A 17,518-nucleotide genomic window follows, 5' to 3' on the forward strand; every position below is an offset into this window, starting at 1 on the left:
ATTTTTGACCGTTATTGCAAAGATATTATGCTATACATAATTTTGCAACTATAAAAATTATAGTATAATCTAAACATTAGAAAATGAACTTAAAAGAAACACTAGACTGGAGATACACAACCAAGGAATTTGACCCAAATAAAACTATATCTGAATCAGATATGAGGCAGGTGAAAAATCTATTACGAATGAGTCCTTCAAGCGTCAACTTACAACCTTGGCATTTTATAATTGCTGAATCGAAAGAGGGAAAAGAACGAATAGCAACAGGGACACAAGGCTTTTTTCATTTTAATGAACCAAAAATTGTAAACGCATCGGCAGTTATACTGTTTTGTTCAAAAATTGATGCTGATGATAAATATTATCAACATATCGCTGATACAGATGATAAAAGCGGGAGGTTTCCAAATGAAGATATAAAAAATGGATTTTTAGGTGCTGTAAAGACATTTGCAGGAATTCATAAATATGACTTGAAAGACTTAAATCATTGGATGGAAAAGCAAGTTTATCTAAACATAGGAAGCTTTTTATTAGGCGTAGCTGCACTTGGAATAGATGCTACTCCCATGGAAGGTATTGATGTAAAAGCCTTAGATGAAGAATTTGGTTTAAGAGAAAAAGGATATACTTCTTTAGTTGCGGTATCCATAGGTTATAGAGCTGAATCTGATTTTAATGCTACTGAAAAGACACCAAAATCAAGATTGCCTGAAAGTGAAATTATCACTGTAATCTAAACTTCTAATAATGATTCAGTCAAACTTCTATTTAATTCTTTTTGTAGGATTAATTTTCTCTTGTGACAATCCAAAATCAGAAGAAAAAACGACAGAAAATACTATTTCTGAAATTATAAAAAACCCAACAAATAAAGTTGGTTTAAGTTCTGATATTCTATGGGAGAAGATGAATCCTGCACGAGGTGATCAAAGCCCTCTGGCCGGAACAATTTGGGGAGATAGAAAAGCTGAGGTCTCAACTGGATATATTGGGAAATTTATAGATGGATTTTCATCACCCGCACACATTCATAATGTAACATATCGTGCCATTGTGATGAAAGGATTAATACACAATGATGACCCAAAAGCAGAAAATATGTGGATGCCTGTTGGCTCATTCTGGACACAACCGGCTGGTGAACCACATATTACGTCTGCTAAAGGAGAAGAAACCATGGCGTATATCGAGATCGATAACGGTCCATACTTAGTAAAACCAACAAATGAGTCTTTTGATAACGGGGAACGCCCAGTTAATATTGATGCCTCTAATATGGTATGGCTTGACAATACCCAAACAAATTGGATTTCAGGCGATAACCAATCAAAAATTAGTTTTTTATGGAAAAATGCAGAAGATATTTGTGGCGTTCTAGTGAAACTACCTGAACATTTTAGAGGAAAAATTTATAGTAGAGGTACTATTTTTTATGGAGTAATTATAGGTGGAAATGTTGATTATAAAATGCCTGATACAGATTCTGTAATAAATTTAGACGCTGGAAGTTATTTTGAATCAACAGGAAATAGTGTTCACGATATTTCAACACCTGAAGACACTTTAATTTACATAAGGTCTAGCGACAAAATTAAAATTGAATAAAGTCAGATTCCCATAAGCAACGAATGGAACATATAGCGGATAAGAGCAAAATTAAGGTTTAGTTCTTACCCGCTATTTTTTCATTCTAACTGAAATTGTTACCATTAAATATACCGCTTTTTAAGTATGAGACCACGACCCTCAATAACTAAGAAAGTATCTTTGCGTAATGGCAAGACGGTTAGACAGCATTAACGACTCAAAAAAAACTAACGTACGCGCATCCTTTCAGGCGTTACGTTTTATTCCCAGATTTTTTAAAGAAATAGGGCAGGTGAGTCCGCTGCTATTTACGCTTAATCTTTTAAGCAGACTCATCAATGCTTTTGCGCCTGTGGTGATTTTGTGGGTGGGCAAGTTGATTATAGATGAGATCATCGCACAGGTCGCTGCAACTTCGCCAGACTATACCACGCTCTGGAATTATGTTTTGATCGAATTTGGTGTAACGATTATTGCAGATATTATCAACCGAGTCATAGCCATCACAGACGGATTACTGGGAGATCAGTACAACATCGTTTCTTCAGAAAAAATGATACGTAAAACCAGCAAGATCGATATGGTGCATCTTGAAGATTCTGAGTTTTACGACAAATTAGAGCGTGCACGCCAGCAAACACAAGGGCGCGTGGGTTTAATGAGTTTAGCCCTAGGACAGCTGCAAAGTTTGATCTCGATCGCCACATTAATCGCAGGTCTTATTTATTTTCAGCCGTTATTGATCATTTTATTGGCGCTAAGCATTATTCCGTTATTTATTAATGAAATTAGGTTCAGCGGTCAACAATATTCGCTATCCAGAAGTTGGACGACCGAACGCCGCGAACTAGACTATTTGCGCTATATAGGTGCTAATGATAAAACCGCCAAAGAGATCAAGCTCTTTGGGTTGACAGATTTTATTGCCAACAGATTTAAAACGCTTAGCCAGCAGTATTATCAGATCAATAAAAAGCTTACCGTCAAACGCAGTATTTACAGCGCCATTTTTAACGTGCTGGGTGTGGTGTGTTATTACGCGGCTTATTTAGTGATCATCAAAAGTGTTTTAGAAGGGACGATTACCGTGGGTGAGCTTACCTTTTTATCGGCTTCTTTTAATCGCTTGAGGAATACGTTGCAATCCTTTTTTACCAGTTTTACGCGCATCACCCAAAGCGCTTTATACCTCAAGGATTATTTTGATTTCATAGATTTAGAGATTCCTGATGAGCACAAAAACGCTCTTCCGTTGCCCAAAGTCGTACGCGAAGGTTTTGAAATACAAGATGTACATTTTTCCTATCCGGGTAGTGAGCATCAGGTTTTAAAAGGCGTAAGTTTTCAACTGAAAGCTGGAGAGAAAATGGCGTTTGTGGGTCAAAACGGGGCGGGTAAAACCACTTTGATCAAATTACTATTGCGCTTTTATGAGCCCACTCAGGGTGCGATCTTGTTAGATGGAGTCAACATCAATCGCTATAATAAAGCCGAATATCAGCAAATGTTTGGTGTGATTTTTCAAGATTTTTTCAGGTATGAGTTTACGCTGCGCGAAAATATCGCTGTTGGAGATATCGGTTCGGTAACTGATGATAATCGCATTCAGGAAGCAGCACGCTTGAGCCTGGCAAATGAAGTGATCGAAGGTCTAAGCCTAGGTTATGACACCCAACTGGGAAAACGCTTTAAAGACGGACAAGAATTATCTGGCGGGCAATGGCAAAAAGTAGCACTTGCCCGTGCGTATATGAAAGATGCCCAAGTGATGGTACTTGATGAGCCTATTTCGGCTTTAGACGCGCGCGCAGAATACGAGGTTTTTGAACGTTTTATTGCACTTACCGAAGGCAAGACGAGTATTATTATTTCGCACCGCTTTAGTACCGTGCGTATGGCAGATCGCATTCTGGTACTTAAAGATGGTAAAATACTAGAATTAGGAACACACGACCAACTGATGCAAACCCCTAGCTTGTATGCAGAATTGTTTGAGTTGCAGGCACAAGGTTATAAATAAAAGCTTGTGCTAGTCTAAAAAACTTTCGGCTTAAAGCGCATTAGCACTTAAACCACCATCTGCGGTGATGTTCTGACCAGTAATGTAAGAAGCTTTATCCATTGCCAAAAAAGCAATGGCACTGGCGATTTCTTCGGGTTGAGCAAAACGGTTTAATGGCGTTCGTTCTACGATTTTTGCATAGCGCTCTTTTTGATCAATAATGGGTTTTACCAGAGGAGTTTCGGTATACCACGGGGAAATCGCATTGACTCTGATATTTTTATCGGCCCATTCTGAGGCTAAACTTCGGGTTTGTTGAAGAATTCCCGCTTTAGCCATCGCATAAGGCGCACCGCTCTTTACATCTTGCAAAGCTGCTACCGAAGCCACATTGATTACTGAAGCTTTCCCTGATCGTTTAAGAAGTGCAAAGAATTTTCTAGTTAATTCAAACGGAGCGATCAGGTTGGTGTTAATCACTTGCTCGTATTCTTCAACCTCATACATTATCGCTTCTTTGCGAATATTCATTCCGGCGTTGTTGACTAAAATATCTAAGGAACCGCTACGCTGAAAAACAAAATCGGTAAGCTTGTCTTGATCGTCTTCAGAAGTTACGTCACCTTGCATCCCGGAAGCGATATAACCCATTTCTCCCAGTTCTTGCTGAAAAGCCGTAACTGCGGCTCCATCACGCGCTGTAAAAATGACTTTTGCTCCTAGTTTGGCAAATTCTAAAACGGTAGCTCTACCTATTCCTTTAGTGCCTCCTGTGATCAAGGCAGTTTTTCCTTCTAAATTCCACATAACTTCAAACTCAATTTGCCGGCAAAACTACAAAGACTCTAAAGTCTATACCCAAATTTTAGATGGAAATACAGATTATGCATAAATACATAAATTAAAAAACCTCGCAGTTGCGAGGTTTTCAATTTTTAGGAGTAACGCCAAAGCGTTTAATTCTATTAGGTCTATTCTCTAATTAAAAATCAAAATTATCAGGATCCGGACCAATACGCTCGTGCTTGTCTAGCGCATTAATGGTCTGCATATCTTCTTCGGTTAATTCAAAATCAAATATGGCTGCGTTGCTTTCAATATGGTCTTTTGAAGTAGATTTAGGAATAGTAATTACACCATTTTGTAAATCCCAACGCAAGACGATATGAGCCGGAGATTTACTGTATTTTTCACCCAATTGTTTCAAGGTTTCATTTTTAAAAGCCTTTCCTTGCATTAGCGGAGACCAAGCTTCGTATTGAATTCCGTTTTCCTTACAGAACTTCTGAAGATCTTTTTGTACTAGCCAAGGATGAAATTCTAATTGATCTACCATAGGTTTGATTTCTGCATCTTGCATAAGATCTTTAAGATGGTGCTCTAAAAAATTACTTACTCCGATCGCTTTAATCTTTCCATCTTTATATAATTTTTCTAGCGCGCGCCAGGTATCTTTATATTTACCTTCAACCGGCCAATGAATTAAGTAGAGATCAAGATAATCTGTATCTAAACGGCTTAATGTTTTTTCGAAAGCTTCTAATGTGGCTTCATAGCCCTGATCACTATTCCATAATTTACTGGTAAGGAAAATATCTTCACGTGGAATGCCACTTTCTTTTATCGCTTTCCCTACACCTTCCTCATTGTCATAAGCTTTTGCGGTGTCTATATGTCTATAGCCGGCAGCTAAAGCCCATTTTACCGCGTTGATCACTTCTTTGCCATCTTCGGCCTTCCAAACTCCAAGCCCAAAATATGGCATACGCACGCCATTACTTAATTCCCAAGTTCCTTGTAGGTTGGTGATTTCCTTATTTACAGTTGTAATACTCATAATTTCAATTTTACTTTAAAACTAATAAATAGCCTGTTGTGTAAAGAAGCTTTTAACCCTTCTTAACTGCTGTATGTTAAGGGTTTTTAGAAGATCAAGCATAAAAAAAAGCCACACCAAAAGGTGCGGCTTTCAACTTGTTAATGCAACAGATTAATCTACTGCATCTTCAGCAGCATCACCAATGTCATCTGCTGCATCTTCAATTTTATCTCCGGTAGATTCTCTACAACTTTGTAAGGTTGTACCCATAACTCCGGCTAGAAATAGAAATAAAAAAATACGTTTCATACTTTGAATTTTAAGGTTAGAAATTTTGGTTGTTTATAAGCGTCGGCCTGTTGCTAGTCTGTACAAGATCGCGATGACCGCAAGCACTAGTAAAATGTGAATCAAGCTACCTACAGATTCGGCAAAGCCGAAATAACCTACAAGCCAGCCAATGATTAAAATCACTACAATAAGCCAAATAATATCTCTCATCGTTATATAAGTATTGGTTAGAGATATGAAATTAGCAGATTCAAGGTGAACTTGTTTTTTGATTAACAGTGAATTAACGCCGAGATTAGAAATTTTGTGGGTTCTTTATGATTTCTTGGGCGCGTTTAACAAGTTGTTCTAATTCATCAGGATCTTTTTTCTCCAGCATACCCATCATCATATTCATACGTTGGTTATTCTCAAAATGTTCTTTCTTTTCCAGAAGGAAGTTCCAATATAAACTATTAAAAGGACACGCCTTTTCTCCGGTTTTTTTTGAAACGCTGTAATGGCAAGAGCTGCAATAGTTACTCATTTTATTGATGTAGCTTCCGCTGGAAACATAGGGTTTTGTCGCAACAATGCCGCCGTCTGCAAATTGACTCATGCCGCGTGTATTGGTGATTTCTACCCACTCCAAAGCGTCTATATAAATCCCAAGATACCAAGCGTCAACTTCGTCTGGATGAGTTTGGGTAAGTAAAGCATAATTACCAGTGATCATCAAGCGCTGAATGTGATGCGCATACGCGTGCTCTAAACTTTGCTTAATGGCGTGATGTAGGCAATTCATTTTCGTTTTTGCCGTCCAGTAAAATTCAGGTAGTTCGTTCTGATTATCGAGTTTGTTGCTTCGGCGGTAACCGGGCATTTTCATCCAATAAATTCCACGCATATACTCGCGCCAGCCTAAGATTTGGCGTACAAACCCTTCAACTTGGCTGATGTCAATTTCCTCTTTATGCTCACGCCAATGGCTGATTACTTTTTCGATCACTTCAAGGGGATGAAGCATTTTGCTGTTCATCGCAAAGCTCAGTCTGCTATGAAATAAATAAGCCTGATCAGGATCCATCGCATCTTGATAATCTCCAAAATGTTTCAGTAGATTGCTGCAAAAATAATTGAGCACACTTAACGCGTCAGGGCGGGAGGTAGGCCAGTTGAAATTTTCAGCATCAACGCTGCCTATGGTTTTAATCCCGGCATCTTTGACCATTTTATGTATTTCTGAAAGATCTGTGCGAAAACCTCGCTCAGGCGGAATTTCAGGTTCTCCTTTCCACTTTTTGCGATTGCTGTGGTCAAAATTCCATTTTCCTCCTTCGGGATCTTTGTCGTTGACCATCATGATATTGTATTTCTTCCGCATATGACGATAGAAATACTCCATAGTCAAGGTCTTCTTTCCTTCAAAAAAGTCAGCAAGATCTGTGCGACTGGTTAAAAAATGTTCGGTGTCAACTGCCTGAGTTTGGAGGCTTATATCGTTACAGAAATTTTTGAGTTGTTCATCAAGGCGATACTCGTCAGGAAGTTGATATTCAAAACGATCAATGTGATGCGCTTTAAAAAGTTGGTTTAAGTTTTTGGTCAGGTCCTGCGTGTTATCAGGATGATCTAATTTGTAGTAAATCACGCTATGCCCGCGATCTTCAAGCCATTGCGAAAAATTCCGCATTGCGGAAAAAAATCCTAGAATTTTTTGAATATGATGGGTGACATAATCTGTTTCCTGGCGCATTTCGGCCATAAAATAAAGTACGTCGTCATCCACTTGATCATACCAAGAATGCTTTTGATTGAGTTGGTCTCCTAAAATTAAACGTAGTGTTTTTGCCATAATGATCACTCAAATAAAGAAGGTTCTAGCCAAAGGCGTTGGTATTTACCTGAGCTGTCATAACGCTCAGCCTGACTTTGAATATTGAATTTTCGATCTCGCGGATCGTTGCCCACACCGCTGTTGTACATCCAATTTCCATAATTGCTGTGCACGTCATAATCAATGAGCATACTTTCAAAATATGCTGCACCAACGCGCCAATCTTGCTGAAGTTCTTTCGCCCAAAAGCTGGCAACATTTTGTCGCCCCCGATTGCTCATCCAGCCCGTTGCAGCAATTTCTTTCATATTGGCATTTACAAAATCATATTTCGTGTTTCCAGTGATCCATTCTTTTTGAGCTGCTTTGTTGCTATGCCAATCGTAGTCTTTGTTGAGAATACCACCGATCTTGAAAATCGAATTACCGTATTTAAGCGAAATATATTTGAAAAAATCCCGCCACATCAGTTCAAAAAACAACCAATAGGTACTGTCATTCTTGGCCTCGTCGCGTTCAAACTTTTTGATTTCCCAATAAATAATTCTTGCCGAAACACTGCCGTTAGCAAGCCACGCCGAAAGTTTTGAACTATAATCAGTACCCACCAGACCATTTCTGGTCTTCTTATACACCTGAAGTTTTTTTGATTCCCAGAAATACTGTTGAATGCGCTGTGAAGCTTGTTGTGTTCCGCCATTAAAAGGGAATGCTGTGCGATTATCTATTTTAAAATCTTCTAGTCCCAGGTCGCTAAGACTAGGGATCTCAGTTGGCTCGTCAATCAGATTTGTTTTAGGCTGCTGTTGCGGTTCAACACATTTTCTGATATGGAGGGATTTTTCGCAGGTTTTGCGCCAGTGCGTAAACACGTTGGGGATTGCCTCAAAAGAGTCATAAGGGAGATCTTCAGGATGGATTAAGAATTGGTCATAATTTGCGGTGAAAGTCACAGAAGCTTCGCAGGCCTCCTTCACATTATGTTGAACCTCTACTTCTTCAGCGGTCCATTCTTTTTGATAATAGATCTGACTTGCCTTATATTTTGCAGCCAGCTTCGGTATTACGTCTTCCGGTTTTTCTAAATAAACCAATAAGGTAATATTCAGCTTTCTGAGATCCTCGTGCAGTTCTTGAATGGTTTCAATCAAAAATTGAGCACGAAAGCGTTCGGTTTTTTTAAATCCAAACGGACCCATTTTAAAATGTCTGGGATCAAAACAATACACAGCAACGACGCCTGCGTCATTAGAGCAAGCCTGTTGTAAACTGATATTGTCTAAGGTGCGTAAGTCGTTTCTAAACCAAACTAGATTCATTAGTATTTTTATTTCGTCTGCAGCGTTCACTGCAGTATTTGACATCTTCCCAGTTTTTTGCCCACTTTTTGCGCCAAGCGAAAGGTTTTCCGCAGGTTGCGCAAATTTTCTCAGGAAGATTTACCTTTTTATGAGCCAAGATCGGTAATTGATTTCACGGCTTGATCAGGCTGCGCATAGGTAAACCTGTTCAAAATCTGGGGTAGCGCGTAACCATCTAAGCCATCAATGCAAACTGTTTGAGCACGCTCAAGATTGAGCCAGCCATCTTCAGCTTGAATTTCGCGATCTACATAAATGTGCTTGATGGCGCCAATTATGAAATGACAGTTGTTCTCTTTAATGAAATACTCATTCTCAAATTCGCATCCCAATTTGATCCTGCTTTGCTTTACGTATGGTGCTTTAAAATCGTCAAGATATTCTTCGTTAAGTAAGGTTTTGTCAAATTCAGAAACATTACCGGCATATTTAGCTGAAGTTTTATGTGCTTCTTTAATGAAATTTTGATTGACATGGTTTACCGTAAAAACACCAGACTTCTTGAGGTTGTCATACGTGTTACGCTCTACGGAAGTAGGACGCAATACAAAACCCAGAAGCGGTGGATTGCTCCCAAGGTGCGTAACCGAACTGAAAATGGCAACATTAGAAACGCCATCTTCTGAAATACTTCCTAAGAGATTAGCCGATTTAAAGCCAGTGCAACTGTTTATAAAATGTGCACGATATCGGGACGGCATATCAGCTATCTGTTCTGCTGTGTAATGTCTCATAAAAAAAGGGTAAGTTTTAACCTACCCTCAATTTACTGTGTGTTCAAGCGTTAAGCTGTTAACATTAAACAAAATAACAAAACTTTAAATGTCTAAGCTTCTTGCGCTTGCAGGTTATACTTAGGATAATCAGTATATCCTTTTTCTCCCTGTGTGTAGAATGTATCTTGATCCCATTCGGCTGTTGGAGCTTTGATTGCAAAGCGTTCTACAAGATCTGGATTGGAAATATAAAGTTTCCCGTAGGCTACAAGATCTGCATTTCCTTCTTTGATCACTGCATTACCGCTCTCTTGATCAAAATTTGCATTGATCATTAAATTTCCGTGGTATTTTGGGCGATAGTGCTTCGCGATTTCTGTTTCAAGAAAGTCGATATCACTAACATCTGTGAACGGTTCAGAAAGGTGCAGATAGGCCAGGTCGTAATTATTAAGACGCTCTACGATATAGTCAAAAGTAGGAATGGTTTCTTCTGTAGCATCAATACCAAACACACCGTTTAGTGACGGATTAAAACGCACGCCTATTTTGTTTTCGGGCATCACCGCTTTGACTTTATCTAAAGTTTCAAAGAAGAAACGGGCTTTATTTTCAATGCTTCCACCGTAGTTATCTGTACGCACATTAGAATTTTTATTAAAAAACTGATGGAATAAATAACCGTTAGAACTATGGATTTCAACGCCATCAAAGCCGGCTTCCATTGCATTTTTAGCAGCGGTTACAAAGTCTTCTTGCGTTTGTTGAATCTCTTCAAGTGTCATCGCTTTAGGTTCAACTGTGTCTTTGAAACCTTCAGAAGTAAAAGCTTTGGCATTAGGGTTTACTGCAGATGGAGCGAGTGGCTTGTCGCCATTGTGAAAATCAGGGTGCGACATACGACCTACGTGCCATAATTGAATAAAGATCTTACCATCTTCGGCGTGTACAGCATCAACCACTTTTTTCCAACCGGCAACCTGCGCTGCAGAATGAATCCCCGGCGTATGAATGTAACCTACAGCCTGAGGTGAAACTTGTGAGCCTTCAGTAATGATAAGACCGGCACTAGCGCGTTGCGTATAATATTCTACGTGCATGTCAGTAGGCGCATTCTCAGGATTATCAGCGCGACTACGCGTCATAGGTGCCATTACGACACGATTTTTTAAGGTAGTTGCACCTAGTTTAAAAGATTGTAATAGAGGTTGATCAGTTTTCATAATTTTTCTTTTTCTGCGGAAGCAACAATTATAAGTGCTGCAATTCCTAGTTTATTTTTAATTGCTTTTTTGGTCTAATCGGAGTAAAAGCCCTAACAGTTTGGGCTGTTAAACCTTTGATAAAATCTATTTTGATTTGGAATAAGCGATGGGTAATGTGAACCATAAAGGCCGTATAAGGTTTGGAGTAGCTATTTAATCGTCAATGTTTTCGCGCATTTCACTTTTGCGCATAGGCATCTGATCTATGGTCTCAAAAATGATTTTTACATCAAGCGGAAAGGTTTTTTGAAACTTCACTCCGCCATCTTTTCCTATAAGAGTAATGCCTTCGTAAGTGTTTGGAATCTGATATTTTTGGCGTAACGGCCCAACTTGAAAGCCCGAAACCACCTTTAGGTCTTTATCGTACAAACGTCCTTTAGCTAAAACAAAAAGCAGAATATTGCGATCCTCTATTTTTTTGGTCGAATTTTTCATGTGTTGCCAGTGGTTGACAAAACTTTCCGTCTCGAGGCTGGTGGTAGAAAAAACCACAATGCGGTTGCGCCATTTGTATTTAGAAAAGTCGTTTTGTGCAGAAGCGGTCAGCGCAAATAAAACTAAAGAGGTATTGGTGAGGGTTTTCATAAATGTGCTTGGTCTTTTAAAAGGTCAGGAAATTGTTTTTTAAATCGGTTAAGTCTAGGTACGGAAACTCCAATTATATAGGGATCGTTAGGGTGCTTCTGTTCATAATTCTGATGATAGGTTTCTGCCTCCCAGAATTTTTGAAAAGGCAATATTTGAGTTACGATTTCACCATCATAAACGGTTTCATTGAGCTGTGTGACAATGCTATCAATAATGCGCTTTTCTTTTTCATTTTGATAGAAGGCTATAGATCGATACTGTTTGCCGCGATCAGGACCTTGGCGATACAGTGCCGTGGATCGTGTGATCCAAAAAAGGCTATGACTAAATTGCGATAACTTACGGTGTCAGGATTATAAAATACTTCTACGGCTTCGGCGTGGTTGGTTTTTCCGTAACTTACCTCTTTGTAGGTAGGGTGTTCTTCAAACCCGCCGCTATAGCCGCTTACGGCCTCCTTAACTCCTTTGATGCTCTCGAAAATCACTTCTACGCACCAAAAGCAACCGCTTGCAAAATAAGCACGTTCATAACCCTCCACAGGTTGCGTTTGCACCGGAGGTAGCTTAGCCATCTTTTGATCACTTTCTAAAGAAGTAGTGTTTTTACAGCTTAGGCATAGCGTTATTAATACAATGTAGCTCGTTATAAAGCGCATAGCGTGATTTTCTACTTAAATATAACGAGAAGGGTCGCGCTGGGCTGCTAAGGTCCTGTTAAACTCTTAAAATAAAAAAGCCCCGATAGGATCGGGGCTTAGTCTGTATTATGATGTGAAGCGATTAAAGTTTCGCAAAAATAGCTTCCATTTTTTCTGATTCTTCTTTTGCAAGTTCCTCGTCTACTAAGATACGACCACTATGCTCATCAGTAATGATCTTCTTACGACCTGCGATTTCCACTTGTACTTGTGGTGGGATCGTAAAGAAAGATCCACCAGATGCACCACGCTCAATAGCAACAACGGCAAGGCCATTGCGTACATTAGAGCGAATACGCTTGTAAGCTTTTACAAGACGCTCATCAATTTGCTCTTCATAGCTTTCTCCTTTTTCAAGAAGTGCTTGTTCTTCTTTTTCCGTTTCAGCTAAGATCTCATCAAGCTCGTCTTTTTTGTGCTTCAAGTGCTTTTTGCGCTCGTCAAGACGTTCTTTAGTAGAATCGATCACTTCGTTTTTCTGCTCGATCTGCGCACGGAATTCTCTGATATTTTTTTCAGCAAGCTGAATTTCTAACTCTTGAAATTCAATTTCCTTACTTAGCGAGTTGTACTCTCTGTTGTTACGCACATTTTTTTGCTGTTCAGTATATTTCTTGATAGCAGCTTTTGCGTCTTCAATAAGAATTTTTTTAGCTTTAATCTGATCGTCGATTAAGCTTAACTCACCACCTAATTTGTCAAGTCGGGTATTTAATCCTGCAACTTCATCTTCAAGATCTTCTACTTCTAAAGGAAGCTCACCACGCACGTTGCGTATGGTATCAACGCGAGAGTGTATCAGCTGTAGGTCATACAATGCTCTGAGTTTCTCTTCTACAGTTGCTTCGGTCTTTTTTGCCATATTATAAATACTTAATAGGATTGGTGTTTTCGTCTGATAAAACGACTGCAAAATTAGTAAATTTTTTCGTAAGAAAGTCGGTCAAAATATTTTTTGTGTATTGCTCGCTTTCATAATGCCCAATATCAGCTAAAACGATTTGACCTTCAGCTTCATAAAACTGATGGTATTTAAGATCTGCGGTGATCAGCGCATCTGCTCCGGCAGCTTTAGCGGCGTCAATTGCAAAACTTCCGCTTCCTCCTAAAACAGCGACCTTTTTTACAGGTTGACCGCGCAAAGCAGAATACCGAATTCCTTCGGCCTGAAATGCTTTTTTGACCTGATTTAAAAAGTCTAATTCCTCAAGGGCTTCGGGTAGTTCTCCTATCATCCCCATTCCAATATTTTGATTGGCATTGTCTAAAGTGGTGATTTCATAGGCTACTTCTTCGTATGAATGCGCTGCAAAAAGTGCGCTTAAGATGGGTGATTGCAGGCGCGCTTCAAACGTAATATTGAGTTGCACTTCTTTTTCAATATGCAGTTCGCCGCGATTTCCAACGCTCGGATTGCTATGTTCATTGCCTTTAAAGGTGCCTTTGCCTTTGGTGCTAAAACTACACTCTTCATAATTGCCAATGTTTCCGGCTCCTGCTTTAAAAAGTGCTTCTCTCACAGTGATCACCTCATTTTTGGGCACATAGGTCGTAAGTTTTTTAATAGCGCCTTTTTTAGGGATTAAGATCTTGCGTTGTTCCAGATTTAGCGCATCGCACATCCCTTTACTCACACCGTGTGGCATATTGTCAAGCGCGGTATGAATGGCGTAAATAGCAATATCATTTTGGATCGCTTTAAGCACCACACGTTCTACATAATTTTTACCGGTGATCTTCTTGAGTCCGCTAAAAATTATGGGATGAAAACTTATGATCAAGTTGCAGTTTTTAGCAATGGCTTCATCTACAGTTTGTTCAAGTGTATCAAGAGTAACCAGAATACCGGTAATTTGTGTTTGATAGTTTCCTAGCAGAAGACCTACATTGTCAAAGTCTTCAGCATTGGCGAGGGGAGCAAATTCTTCAAGGGTTTGTGCGACGTCTTTAATTGTCATAACTCGTAATTCTAATAAGTGGTAAAGGTAAAGATTGCGATAAGTGAAGCTACTTATTTTATTGCTAAATCTTGTTTTGTCAGGGTTAACAAATAAGTCACGCGTTCAAAAGTTTAAAAAGTAATACCTTCGGCGTTGTGAAAGACTTGCGAAAAATACTCTGGCCTTTTTCGGTGCCTTACGACGGGGTTACCCGAGTGCGTAATTACCTATTTGAAAAGGGAATATTCGAACAAAAATCGTATGATTTTCCAGTGATTGGTATTGGCAACTTAAGCGTTGGCGGTACCGGAAAAACACCAATGACTGAGTATGTGCTGCATCTTTTAAAAGAGGAGTATCATCTGGCGACCTTAAGTAGAGGATATGGCAGGTCTACCAAAGGTTTTTTGCCCGTCACCCCGGAGGATCACGCTAGCGAAGTAGGGGATGAACCTTTGCAGTTTGCTATAAAATTTGAGCAGGTAGCTGTTGCTGTTTGCGAAGATCGTCAAACCGGTATTGCCAAGTTGATGCAGCAAACTCCAAAACCTGAGGTAGTGGTTTTAGATGATGTTTTTCAGCACAGAAAGGTACAGCCTGGATACCTGATTATGCTTACGGCGTATAATGATTTGTTTTACAAAGATCTTGTGCTTCCGGCAGGGAATTTAAGAGAGTCAAGACAAGGAGCTTCCCGAGCGCATTGTATTGTTGTTACTAAATGCCCTTCAAGTTTAGGAGAAAGGGAGATGCAAGCGATACAAATGAAGATTGGAGCTTATAGTAATGCTTCGGTATATTTTAGTAGCATTGGTTATGGTGAAATTCAAGGAAACCCAGCTTTTACAGACTATAGTACCTTGCGTAATAAGAAAATTACAGTGGTAACCGGTATCGCGAAACCAGAGCCTTTTTTTGACTTTTTAAAAGGGAAAAACTTGAACTTTGAAGCGCTTCGGTTTAAGGATCATCATAATTTTACTCCTAAAGAACTACAAGCTTTAGATCAACACGAAGTCATACTTACCACCGAAAAAGACTATATGCGCTTAAACGGCAAATTGCATAAAGCTACGTTGCTGTACGTGCCTATTGAAATGCAGTTTTTAAAAGAAACGGAACGTTTCAACAATGATCTGCTAAATTTTGTGAAGCAGCACGTCCCTAAAGAATAACGTTTTTACGTTTTAAGGCATTATGGATTTTAAAGAAGAATTCCTCTACCTTATAAGGTTTTGGGATGATGTCGTTGAAACCGGCCAGATAAAAATCGTCTATATTTTCTTCAATGGTTACCGCTGTTAAGGCTAGAATAGGCAGGTCTTTATTGAATTCGCGTATTTTCTGAGTCGCTTCAATACCGCTTATTCCCGGCATATGAATATCCATTAAAACTAAGTCAAAGTTCTCAAAGCGTACTTTTTCAATAGCGATTTCACCGTTGTCTGCCACTTCGCACATCATCTCATTTTTTTCAAGAATTTTGCGGGTGATCATCTGGTTGATCTTGTTGTCTTCAACTACCAACAGCTTTTTGCCTTTTAAGGCCTCGTAATCTATTTCATACACGCGCTCTTCGGTTTCGTTAGTTTTGCTTTTTGCCAGGCCATACTTGATGTCAAAGAAGAATTTAGAGCCTTTTCCAAGCGTACTTTCCAGTTCAATTTTACTTTTTTGAAGGGTGAGCAAGCGCTTAACAATAGAAAGTCCTAAACCGGTACCACCAAATTTTCGATTGATCTGTACCGAACCTTGAGTGAAATTTTGGAAGATATCTTTCTGTTTTTTCTTGCTGATTCCTTCACCGGTATCTTCAACTTCAAAATGAAGATAGGTTTGACTTTCATTACTGCTCAATTGCTTGATACGAATAAAAATATCCCCGTCTCTGGTAAATTTATTTCCGTTACCGATCAAATTGATGAGGATCTGCGAAATCATTAATGGGTCACCAATGATCTGATCAGGAATTTCTTCATCATATTCCAGGTTGAGCTTGTTGCCTTTTTCTTGCGCCGAACGCTCCAAAGCAAACAGTACATCATCTACACGTTTACGTAGATTAAAGGTTGCTTGTTCAACTTCAACCTTATCGGCCTCAAGCTTGTTGAGGTCAAGAATGTTATTGATGAGCGAGAGTAAATATTCTCCTGAAAATTTTAAGGAGTCAAGATGCTTCTTTTGCTCTTCGGTAGGATTTTCACTTAAAAGTAAATGCGTGAGTCCGGTTACTGCATACATCGGAGTACGAAGTTCGTGCGTGATCGTAGATAAAAACTGCGCCTTAACCACAGAAGCCTTCTCGGCATTTTCTTTGGCGATCATCAGTTCGGCGTTTTTAGCTTGCAGAAGCTCGTTTGCCTTAGCACGTAAATTATTATTCTTATAAAGAGAAAGTGCTAAAAGACACAAAATAGTAAACAGCGCAATAATGAGTACAGTTGTGATCTTATTAGCCTGAACGCGTTTTGCAGGGTCGTAATCATCAGCATTGATGTTGGCGAGCAACGCATTGCGAATCGCGACATTTTTAGCAGTTGAATTGTTTTCGCCAAAATAACTGCTGCGTTTTTGATTGTATAAAGAAAGGTAGCTGAAAGCCTCCTCAAATTCTTGTCGCGCCGAATAAATAGTACTCAATAAATTGAGTCCGTCAACTTCAAGCTGCGGGTAATTATTATTTAAACTGAGTTCGTGTGCTTTGTTAGCGTAGGACAATGCAGTATCTAGCTGATTGAGCAGGAAATTCATTCTGCCCTGTTGTAAAAAAGCGCGGCAAAGCAAATAACTGTGTTTGCCCTTTGTTTTGTTTAAAATCGCTTCGGCTTGCTGATATTTTAATAGGGCTTCTTCATTATTTTTGAGTTCCTGCAAAATGTTGCCCTCATACAAATAGGTCGTGGCCAACTGAACTCTGGAGTCCTCATCGCGCGTGCTTTCAAAAATTAATGCGGCATTTTCTAAAAAGGGTAGTGCACGCTCGTAATTTCCGGTTTTAGATAGGATTTGACTGTAAATCAGATAGTCTTGCCCCAGGTTGTCTAATTCCAGTAGTTCTTGGTGTAGTTTAATGGCATTAAGAATAAGCGGAGTAGCGAGCTTAGGATCGCCGCGCTCAAAATAAATTTTAGAAAGCAATTGGTTGCTAATCGCTTCGCCACTTTGATTCAATGATTTTATCGAAAGGGCTTCGGCTTTTTTGATATTGACGATCGCTGATTCAAAATCTGCCTGCTCCATTGCGTAGATTCCACCTAGTAAAAGCGAATCAATCTGAATGTTCTGTACGTTTTCAGATCTGCTTGATTGTTGACCAAAACAGACCACGGAAATTAGGGTAAATAAGACGACAAGTAGTTTTCTGTCGATCAGCATTTTTTGACGCATTAAGTCACTAATATAGACACTTTGATAGAATATCTAC

General features: G+C 39.3%; 17 protein-coding genes and 1 pseudogene. 4 read left to right on the forward strand and 14 right to left on the reverse strand.

Going from position 1 to position 17,518, the window contains the following annotated elements; all coding sequences use genetic code 11:
* The first annotated feature begins 83 nt into the window (after nt 1-83).
* The 3 genes from nfsB (at nt 84) to BUA96_RS12470 (ending at nt 3,613) form a co-directional block, all read left to right on the forward strand.
* Nucleotides 84-743 (forward strand): oxygen-insensitive NAD(P)H nitroreductase, encoded by a 660-nt coding sequence (gene nfsB, locus BUA96_RS12460; RefSeq protein WP_072983546.1) that lies wholly within the window; start codon nt 84-86, stop codon nt 741-743.
* 10 nt (nt 744-753) lie between these two features.
* Nucleotides 754-1,611: a DUF4437 domain-containing protein gene (locus tag BUA96_RS12465; RefSeq protein WP_072983548.1), complete on the forward strand. Its 858-nt coding sequence runs from the start codon at nt 754-756 to the stop codon at nt 1,609-1,611.
* A 169-nt stretch (nt 1,612-1,780) separates the two neighbouring features.
* Nucleotides 1,781-3,613: an ABC transporter ATP-binding protein gene (locus tag BUA96_RS12470; protein WP_072983550.1), complete on the forward strand. Its 1,833-nt coding sequence runs from the start codon at nt 1,781-1,783 to the stop codon at nt 3,611-3,613.
* A 30-nt stretch (nt 3,614-3,643) separates the two neighbouring features.
* On the opposite strand, the gene BUA96_RS12475 is transcribed toward BUA96_RS12470, so the two are convergent.
* The 13 genes and pseudogenes from BUA96_RS12475 to BUA96_RS12525 form a co-directional block, all read right to left on the reverse strand.
* Nucleotides 3,644-4,402: an SDR family oxidoreductase gene (locus BUA96_RS12475; protein ID WP_072983551.1), complete on the reverse strand. Its 759-nt coding sequence runs from the start codon at nt 4,400-4,402 to the stop codon at nt 3,644-3,646.
* Nucleotides 4,403-4,577: 175 nt separating this feature from the next.
* Entirely contained in the window at nt 4,578-5,432 is an 855-nt protein-coding gene (locus tag BUA96_RS12480; protein ID WP_128755698.1) for an aldo/keto reductase, read from the reverse strand.
* Nucleotides 5,433-5,585: 153 nt separating this feature from the next.
* Complete coding sequence (locus tag BUA96_RS17300) at nt 5,586-5,723, reverse strand: hypothetical protein (protein ID WP_164916932.1); 138 nt, start codon at nt 5,721-5,723, stop codon at nt 5,586-5,588.
* Between the two features lie 33 nt (nt 5,724-5,756).
* A complete protein-coding gene (locus BUA96_RS17205) occupies nt 5,757-5,915 on the reverse strand; it encodes a lmo0937 family membrane protein (protein WP_128755699.1) in 159 nt (52 codons plus the stop codon).
* Between the two features lie 85 nt (nt 5,916-6,000).
* On the reverse strand, nt 6,001-7,539 hold the full coding sequence (locus tag BUA96_RS12485) for a cryptochrome/photolyase family protein (protein ID WP_072983553.1): 1,539 nt from the start codon (nt 7,537-7,539) through the stop codon (nt 6,001-6,003).
* A 5-nt stretch (nt 7,540-7,544) separates the two neighbouring features.
* Complete coding sequence (locus BUA96_RS12490; protein WP_084673152.1) at nt 7,545-8,885, reverse strand: DASH family cryptochrome; 1,341 nt, start codon at nt 8,883-8,885, stop codon at nt 7,545-7,547.
* Nucleotides 8,821-8,979: a DUF2256 domain-containing protein gene (locus BUA96_RS12495; RefSeq protein WP_072983557.1), complete on the reverse strand. Its 159-nt coding sequence runs from the start codon at nt 8,977-8,979 to the stop codon at nt 8,821-8,823. Before BUA96_RS12495 ends, BUA96_RS12490 begins: the two co-directional genes overlap by 65 nt.
* Nucleotides 8,969-9,616, reverse strand: a complete 648-nt coding sequence (locus BUA96_RS12500; protein ID WP_072983559.1) for a flavin reductase family protein — start codon at nt 9,614-9,616, stop codon at nt 8,969-8,971. Before BUA96_RS12500 ends, BUA96_RS12495 begins: the two co-directional genes overlap by 11 nt.
* 92 nt (nt 9,617-9,708) lie before the next feature.
* Nucleotides 9,709-10,821, reverse strand: a complete 1,113-nt coding sequence (locus BUA96_RS12505; RefSeq protein ID WP_072983561.1) for an alkene reductase — start codon at nt 10,819-10,821, stop codon at nt 9,709-9,711.
* Nucleotides 10,822-11,016: 195 nt separating this feature from the next.
* Nucleotides 11,017-11,451: a DUF4174 domain-containing protein gene (locus BUA96_RS12510; protein ID WP_072983562.1), complete on the reverse strand. Its 435-nt coding sequence runs from the start codon at nt 11,449-11,451 to the stop codon at nt 11,017-11,019.
* Nucleotides 11,448-12,112 (reverse strand): annotated as a pseudogene (gene msrA, locus BUA96_RS17490) (peptide-methionine (S)-S-oxide reductase MsrA). The gene BUA96_RS12510 and the pseudogene msrA overlap by 4 nt, the downstream one beginning before the upstream one ends.
* A gap of 124 nt (nt 12,113-12,236) precedes the next feature.
* The gene (locus BUA96_RS12520; RefSeq protein WP_072983564.1) at nt 12,237-13,016 is read right to left on the reverse strand and encodes a zinc ribbon domain-containing protein; all 780 of its coding nucleotides are present in this window, start codon (nt 13,014-13,016) and stop codon (nt 12,237-12,239) included.
* A gap of 1 nt (nt 13,017) precedes the next feature.
* Nucleotides 13,018-14,112, reverse strand: coding sequence for a Nif3-like dinuclear metal center hexameric protein (locus tag BUA96_RS12525; RefSeq protein ID WP_072983566.1), 1,095 nt, complete (start codon nt 14,110-14,112; stop codon nt 13,018-13,020).
* Between the two features lie 137 nt (nt 14,113-14,249).
* Between BUA96_RS12525 and lpxK the strand changes: the two genes are divergently transcribed.
* Complete coding sequence (gene lpxK, locus BUA96_RS12530; RefSeq protein WP_072983568.1) at nt 14,250-15,269, forward strand: tetraacyldisaccharide 4'-kinase; 1,020 nt, start codon at nt 14,250-14,252, stop codon at nt 15,267-15,269.
* On the opposite strand, the gene BUA96_RS12535 is transcribed toward lpxK, so the two are convergent.
* Nucleotides 15,259-17,469 carry a hybrid sensor histidine kinase/response regulator gene (locus tag BUA96_RS12535; RefSeq protein ID WP_072983570.1) on the reverse strand — a complete coding sequence of 737 codons (2,211 nt, stop codon included), beginning with the start codon at nt 17,467-17,469 and terminating at the stop codon, nt 15,259-15,261. The two genes, lpxK and BUA96_RS12535, sit on opposite strands and share 11 nt — an antisense overlap.
* Nucleotides 17,470-17,518 lie beyond the last annotated feature (49 nt).

The sequence above is a fragment of the Leeuwenhoekiella palythoae genome (genome assembly GCF_900130045.1).
In the GTDB taxonomy this organism is placed as follows: Bacteria; Bacteroidota; Bacteroidia; order Flavobacteriales; family Flavobacteriaceae; genus Leeuwenhoekiella; species Leeuwenhoekiella palythoae.